8 protein-coding genes are annotated in these 7,378 nt (G+C 36.9%); 1 reads left to right on the forward strand and 7 read right to left on the reverse strand.

Annotated features, from left to right (window positions below; all coding sequences use genetic code 11):
* The 7 genes from ACILQF_RS08510 to ACILQF_RS08540 all read right to left on the reverse strand — a co-directional run.
* The coding region (locus tag ACILQF_RS08510; protein ID WP_395626990.1) for a signal recognition particle protein at nt 1–807 on the reverse strand (807 nt) is incomplete at its 3' end.
* A 104-nt stretch (nt 808–911) separates the two neighbouring features.
* On the reverse strand, nt 912–1,910 hold the full coding sequence (locus tag ACILQF_RS08515) for a DUF3078 domain-containing protein (protein ID WP_395626991.1): 999 nt from the start codon (nt 1,908–1,910) through the stop codon (nt 912–914).
* Nucleotides 1,911–1,976: 66 nt separating this feature from the next.
* Nucleotides 1,977–2,729: a hypothetical protein gene (locus ACILQF_RS08520; RefSeq protein ID WP_395626992.1), complete on the reverse strand. Its 753-nt coding sequence runs from the start codon at nt 2,727–2,729 to the stop codon at nt 1,977–1,979.
* Nucleotides 2,730–2,784: 55 nt separating this feature from the next.
* Entirely contained in the window at nt 2,785–3,600 is an 816-nt protein-coding gene (locus ACILQF_RS08525; protein ID WP_395626993.1) for a glucosaminidase domain-containing protein, read from the reverse strand.
* A gap of 85 nt (nt 3,601–3,685) precedes the next feature.
* Nucleotides 3,686–4,324 carry an O-methyltransferase gene (locus tag ACILQF_RS08530; protein ID WP_395626994.1) on the reverse strand — a complete coding sequence of 213 codons (639 nt, stop codon included), beginning with the start codon at nt 4,322–4,324 and terminating at the stop codon, nt 3,686–3,688.
* Nucleotides 4,325–4,359: 35 nt separating this feature from the next.
* A complete protein-coding gene (ruvX, locus tag ACILQF_RS08535; RefSeq protein WP_395626995.1) occupies nt 4,360–4,779 on the reverse strand; it encodes a Holliday junction resolvase RuvX in 420 nt (139 codons plus the stop codon).
* Nucleotides 4,780–4,838: 59 nt separating this feature from the next.
* Complete coding sequence (locus ACILQF_RS08540; RefSeq protein WP_395626996.1) at nt 4,839–6,266, reverse strand: pyridoxal phosphate-dependent decarboxylase family protein; 1,428 nt, start codon at nt 6,264–6,266, stop codon at nt 4,839–4,841.
* Between the two features lie 187 nt (nt 6,267–6,453).
* On the opposite strand from ACILQF_RS08540, the gene ACILQF_RS08545 reads away from it, so the two are divergent.
* The coding region (locus ACILQF_RS08545) for an ATP-binding protein (protein ID WP_395626997.1) at nt 6,454–7,378 on the forward strand (925 nt) is incomplete at its 3' end.

The raw sequence follows: 7,378 nt of genomic DNA on the forward strand, positions 1-7,378 counted from the left end.
GATGGGTTTATTAACAACAGATTTTATAGAGAGGGCAGCACCACCACGAGTATCACCATCTAATTTTGTTAAAACAACACCTGTAAAATCAAGACGATCATTGAATGCTTTGGCAGTATTTACCGCATCCTGACCGGTCATAGAATCGACTACAAACAGGATCTCATGTGGTTTTGTTTGTGCCTTTACCTCAGCGATCTCTTTCATCAATCCCTCATCAATCGCCAAACGACCGGCAGTATCGATGATCACTACATTTTGTCCGTTCTTTTTTGCCTCAGCAATTCCAGCCATTGCAATGGCCACAGGATCTTTGGAAGTACGGTCAGTATAAACCGGTACCCCGATCTGCCCGCCAAGAATTTCAAGTTGATCAATTGCTGCAGGTCGGTAAACATCACCAGCAACTAATAATGGTTTTTTATTTTTTTGATTTTTTAGGTAGTTGGCAAGCTTCCCCGAAAAGGTAGTCTTACCCGCACCGTTTAGTCCGGCGATAAGTATTACCGTAGGATTTGCTGAAATATTTAATTCATCAACACTGCCGCCCATTAAGGCAGCCAGCTCATCATTCATGAGCTTTGTTAATAACTGGCCTGGAGAAATGGAGGTTAAAACGTTGAGTCCGAGTGCTTTTTCTTTTACATCATCGGTAAATGCTTTGGCGGTTTTATAATTAACATCGGCATCCAAAAGAGCTTTGCGAATCTCTTTCATGGTTTCTGCCACGTTAATTTCTGTAATACTACCCTGGCCTTTTAATACCTTAAAGGCTCTGTCAAGTTTATCTTGTAAATTTTCAAACATCGTTTCAATCAGCTTTTACCAAATACAAAGTTAAGCTTTCTGAACAATAGGTCTAAAATAATTATTGATTCAAGGAAGAAAATTAAATTTTGAGTCTTAAAACGTCAATTTGCGAGTTTATACACTAGTCCGAATGCCATGGTTTGACTTGCCTGCATTTTATTGTCAGAATCATCATCATAGAGCAAAATACCAGATAAGGACACATTAATGAGTTTATTGACATTGGCTGTTAGGGTAACATCTAGCCTATTATCAATTCTTGATAGCTTTTCATAATTGGCAAACATAGCATATCGACTTTTCAGGATTAAGTTTTTAGCTATTTCCTTATCGTAGGAGCTTACAACCTGGAAAGCCAGCTCATTTCTAAAGGTTTTTCCTGGGGTCACACCAAAGTTTTTAGGATTTGTTCTATAAAGCGCAGTATCCAATACAAAGGTTTGTCTGGCTGTACCCGTACCAATTCGCACGAAGAAATGTTTTACCGGTTTATACTCAAATCCTAGTGATTCTGTAAGATAGCCGGGAGCCATAAACTTGGAGAGAAGTGTTCTTTTTTCATTCCCCTTTGCATCTTTAGAAAATGAGTAGCCCACATCAAATTGTGATTCAAAGTTTATCGATCCGAAGAAATACCAGCTTTTTGAAAGTTTAAGAGCTATTTTATTATCCCAAAATATACGATCGGCTGTTTTACGTGAGAGCTGATCTTTATTTTTGAGTTTCCCATATTGTAAAATCAATTCGGAAGCAAAGTTTTTATCGGTTTTGGTATAATCGGTTTTATAAGAAAATTGTCCCCCCATGGCCAAAGAATTAACCCCACCCGCTCCCCAGTTATCACTGAAAGAAGCTTGGTTAACATTAATTCCGAATTGGGTTAGGTTACGCCAATAATTTACTTTAACAATTAAATTAGGACTCTGGATTGGGCTTAATATCTCCGGAAACAGAACCGGGCGCCTAACTGGCAGGATATTTTTTTTGGGATATTGTTTTAACTCTTTTATTAAAACGGTATCAGCTTCAGCTTTTTGGGCAAAAGAGCTTGAGCTATAACTCAATAGGATGAATAAGATTGCTACCGTTCTTTTTAACATAAGACAAAGAAAAACAAAAAAGAATTCTCTTTAATAGGATTTTTAGCTTTTTCCATACCTAAATCTCTAATTCCCATTTAGCGGTTGTAAACGGTATGCTGCTGGGTTTTGTAAATAAAATGTATAGGACTTTTTGATGTATTCAATCAGTTCATAATCATTGGCTTCCAGAATAAAATAATAACCCGGCTTATATTGTTGTTTGAAGTCGGCAAGTTTAGCTCCATTTAAACCCGTCACCTTGTTTACAAGCGTTTTGGTGAATCGGTATTCAATTATAGCATCGCGGTAATCACGCTCAATGATTTTTTGCAATAGCCTTGCATTTCTTCCTTGCCTACTTAATAGGCTGTATAAAGCATCAATGCCGAGTCCGGCGCCACCGCCACCATTGCTACCTCCAACAGAAAAAATATCCCCAACCGCCCCTTTGCTATAAGCTGAGTTGTATTCTTCTATTTTTGCTTTTAATCGATCTTCAGGACTTCCCAAGCTATCCTTTACCACCACCTCCTGCAATTGAATGATATTTCGCTTTAAGTAAAAAAGAATGGTGCTTTCTGAACGTACACGTACAGTATCTACGCCATAGCCCTGCAGGGCAGCCACCAAAACGTCGCCTTCGCGTACATTTGTTTTAAATTCACCTTTTGTAGTATTGTAAAACCCTTCGCCGCTTCGTGTATTAAAAATATAAACACGCGTTAAGCGTTGCTTAGAGTCCGTGTCAAATACAATCCCTTGTATGGGCTTATCCTGAGCCAAAAGACTACAAACGGGGAAAGAAAGTAGCAATAAGAAATATATGATCTTTTTCAATACGATAAAACTAGTAGTTTATGAATAAACTAGCGTAAAATTTAACATTTTTAACTTATTTGGATACTAATAGTAACTGACCTGGAAATAAATTTGAGTTTTCGAGCTCATTGAGCCTTTTTAAGTCTTCAATAGCGAGCATAAATTGTTTTGAAACAGAAACTAAGGTATCGCCTGGCTTCACTTCATAAATTTTCATGGCTACCGTTTTTTTAGTTTCAAGCACAACTTTCTCTTTTGGGATAGTATTAGCAGGCTCTTTTGCTATTTTTTCTTCCCTTACTATTTGAATTTTTCCATTTTCTGCCTGATCAAAACGATTAAGATTATAGCGCTCCACCAAACTAATTAATAAGTCGGCGTACTTAGGATTGGTAGCATAGCCCGCAGTTTTTAAGCCGATAGCCCATCCACGATAATCATTTTTTTGAAGTTCAAATAAGGGTGCATACCGTTTTCTTTTTAGAAATTCGGAATGATCGCGGAATGAGTCTTCTGCAGATTTGTAAACTCTAAAGCAATCATCTTTATTATCATCGTCCTCAAGAATTGTTTTCCCTGCCCAATCGCTCGTACATTTTATTCCGAAATGATTGTTTGCCTCTTTAGCAAGTTTGCTATTTCCACTTCCCGACTCTAATATTCCTTGGGCGAGGGTAATACTTGCCGGAATGCCCGTATTATTCATTTCGCGAATTGCGATATTCTTGAATTGATCGATGTAGATTTCGGCAGCAGTTTTTGAAGTTGTGGGACTTACATTTATTGGTTTTTCTACCACTTTTACTGGCGTAGAATACTGCCTTTTTAATAAACCACAAGAACTTGTTAGGATACTTAGGCTAAATAAAAGGATTACTATATTTTTCATGGTTTGCTTTATGTTTTTAATTCCTTTAAAGAGCTGGGCATGCCAACTATTTATGAACTTTATACCCCAATAGTTTAATTGAAAACTATTTCTTTCTCACTAAAAATAATCCATCTCGAACAGGTAGTATCAGTTTTTCAACTCGTTGATCTAAACTTACCATTTCATTAAAATTACTAATAAATGATGTTTTCTGATCAGATTTCTCTTGATCTAATACTTTACCACTCCATAATACATTATCAATGAGTATGAGTCCGCCAGACCGTACCTTATCCATTATCATTTCATAATAAGTGGCATTATTTTTTTTGTCGGCATCAATAAATACTATGTCAAATGTTTCGTTTAAAGTCGGAATAATTTTCTTGGCATCACCAATTTGGTAGCTTATTTTGGAATCAAATTCTGATTTTTTAAAATTTGCTCGCACCATATCTTCCAATTCAACATTAATGTCGATGGTATGTATACGACCATTTTCTGTGAGCCCTTCTGCTAAGCAAAGTGTAGCATATCCAGTGAAGGTGCCAATTTCGAGAATTCTCTCCGGACTAATCATTTTACTGATCATGCTTAATAATCGACCTTGGTAATGGCCGGAAAGCATTCTAGGCATAGAAACCTTGAGGTGTGTTTCTCGGTTTATATGCTTGAGCAAGTCGTTTTCGGCCTCACACGTATTTTCCAGATAATTTGTTAATTCATCACTTAATAGCTCCATGGCTTAAAGATAATTATTTTGGGGTTTTCCTCTTTTTATAAGCCGAAGCTTTTTTTCTCGAGATAGCTTTGTAGAATTATTGTTGCAGAGATGGTATCAAGGCGCTCTTTATTTTGGCGATCTGTTTTTTTGAATCCACTTTGAGCCACCACTGCGGATGCCATTTTAGAAGTAAAGCGTTCATCAATGCGTTCAATAGGTATTTCTGGAAAATTTTTGTTTAATAGACCAATAAATCCTTTTATGTGAGGCGCTGATTGTGAAGGATTTCCATTCATTTGTTTGGGCTCACCCACAATAAAAAGCTCTACTTGCTCTGATGACAGGTATTTTTTAAGATATTCCAAAATATCCTTGGGATGAATAGTATCTAGTCCGGTTGCAATAATTTGCAAAGGGTCGGTTACTGCAATGCCAATGCGTTTAGTACCATAATCGAAAGCAAGAATTCGCATAGCTTAAATTTGTTGATGCGTTCAAATATAGGATTAAGCGATATTAATTACCTAAATGATTATTCTAAGGCAAATTTCTCACAAAGTATCAGCGTTTCTTGAACATCCTTTAAGGTAGTCCTAGGGTTAATCAGACACATTCTCAATACCACATGACCTTGCAAAATGGTGGTTACGAGTAGCGCTTCACCGGAGGCCATCATTTTAGCAGATATTTTTTGGTTCATCGCATCAAGCTTTCTTTCAGACAATTTCTCTGAAACCGGATTGTATCTGAAATTGATGATGGCAAGTGTAGCTGGCGACACTACCTCCCATTTATTGCTTGCTCTCAATTGTTCTTCAACCTCTTCGGCCAGAACAATACTGTAATCAATGGCTTTTCTAAATGCTTGTAGTCCGAATGTTTTGATAGACATATAGAACTTTAAAGCCCTAAAGTGTCGCGTAAGTTCGATGCCATGATCGTAAAAATTTATTTCCGATTGGTTGCCCTCAATATCTCGAAGGTATACTGGCTTTTCGGTAAAAGTACTTTTTAGCCATTTGTGATTTTGAACCAATAGGCATCCAATTTCGTAGGGTTGGAAGAGCCATTTATGTGGATCAACAGTGAGTGAATCGGCTTTTTCGATTCCTTTAAGAAGTTTTTTGCCGTTTTTTGAAAGAATAGCTGCCGCCCCATAGGCCCCATCAACATGAAGCCAAATATTTTCTGCTTTACAGATGAGGGATAATTCTTCGAGGGGGTCAACGCTGCCTGTATTGGTGGTTCCTGATGAAGCAATCAAACAAAATGGTTGTAAACCCTCAATTTTATCTTTAGCAATCGCATTTTTAAGTTTATTTATGGAAAACTTAAATTCAATATCGGTAGGAATGATCCTAATCTGCTCCTTTTTAAAGCCAAGGATATTAATTGCTTTAATATTGGACGAATGCGCCTGATCTGATAAATAGATAATTGCTTTTGAAAAGTCCTCCCCACATTTCACTTTGCGCGCAGTGGCTAAAGCTGTTAAATTTGCCATGGAGCCACCGCTTGTAAAAATACCGCCACCTTTTTTAACTGGGAAATTAAACAGCTTTAACATCCAGTTTAAGGTATTAATTTCTATTCCCACTGCAGCTGGCGATCCCACCCATCCAGCTGAAAAAATGTTAAATCCTGTGGCTAAGGTATCAGACATCACACTGATATAATTACTCGGTCCGGGGACAAATGCATAAGCCTTGGGATGAGTCATCACATTACTGTTGGCCATCACATTTTCCAGAACAAAATTGAGAACATCATCGGGCGCCATTGGCTTTTCAGGAATCTCTTCCATAAAAAGGGCATCAATTTCCTTTCTGCTGGCGGTTGCCACAGGAAGTTTTTGATCTTGCGTTTCAAAATGATCTACAATAGCATCAACTACCTTGTAACCAAAGTCTTGCATCTCTTTTCTAGAAAGAGCTAATTTTGCAGTTTTATCTGTTTTCAAAAGAATTTTATAATTGGTAGGGCAAAATTAAGCTTTTTATGGGGTATGAAAAGACAAATTGAATTTTATCATTCCCTTATCCGATTAAAACATAGATTAAAGAGTTTTATCATTAAACGAGCATTTTGTATTTTTATGTTATGAATTTGGATTCCCACTAAAAGCATAATTTTTCTTATTTTGCACGATGCTGTTTCGAGATATTATTGGTCAGAAAGAAGTTAAGGAACAATTGATTCAATCGGTTAAAGAAAACCGGGTTAGTCATGCGCAATTGTTTTTGGGTCCTGATGGCTCCGGTAATTTTGCATTGGCATTGGCTTATGCACAATTTATTTCTTGTAGTGCTCGCCAGGAGGCAGATAGTTGTGGTGAATGTTCTTCTTGTAGAAAATTTAATAAGCTGATCCACCCTGATTTGCATTTTTCTTATCCATTTATTGTAAGCAAAGAAAAGGAAACATCATTATCCGATTTGGAAGAATGGCGTGAAATGGTATTAAATAACCCTTATTTCGATCTTAATGAGTGGAGAAATCGCTTAGATGCTCAAAATAAGCAGCCCAATATTAATACAAAAGAGTGTTCAAATATACTTCAAAGATTATCTCTAAAACCCTTTGAATCGGAGTATAAAACCATGATCATTTGGCTTCCTGAATATTTAAAAAACGAAGGGAATAGGTTATTAAAGACATTGGAGGAGCCTGCAGAAAAAACATTGATCATTTTAGTGGCAAAAAATCAGGATCAGATACTAAATACAATTTTATCTAGAACACAACTCGTTAAAATTCCCGCTTTAAATAAGCAGGATATTGTTGATTACCTCGTTCAAATTAAAAATATAGCCGAAGCTCAGGCCAGTCGTATCGCTTATTTGAGTGATGGGAATTTGCAAACCGCTTTAAATTTGCTGAAAGAAGATGAAAGTGATGATTTTCGAATATTCTCTTCATGGATGCGCATGACTTTCGCCGATAAGGGAAGTCAGATTTTTGAATTTGTTGAATCAGCCTCCAAATTGGGTCGTGAAAACCAAAAAAACCTCCTTCAATACGGTGTAAACCTCATTAGGGAGTGTGTCATGATTATTTCGGGTGCTGAAGAGT

It is taken from the genome of Daejeonella sp. (genome assembly GCF_044232565.1).
GTDB lineage: Bacteria > Bacteroidota > Bacteroidia > Sphingobacteriales > Sphingobacteriaceae > Daejeonella.

Coding starts and splice junctions, on each gene's coding strand:
- ACILQF_RS08530 (WP_395626994.1), bottom strand. CDS start 4,324: ATGGAGCTATTAAGTGATGAATTAACAAATTATCTGGAAAATACGTGT.
- ruvX (WP_395626995.1), bottom strand. CDS start 4,779: ATGCGAATTCTTGCTTTCGATTATGGTACTAAACGCATTGGCATTGCA.
- ACILQF_RS08515 (WP_395626991.1), bottom strand. CDS start 1,910: ATGTTAAAAAGAACGGTAGCAATCTTATTCATCCTATTGAGTTATAGC.
- ACILQF_RS08525 (WP_395626993.1), bottom strand. CDS start 3,600: ATGAAAAATATAGTAATCCTTTTATTTAGCCTAAGTATCCTAACAAGT.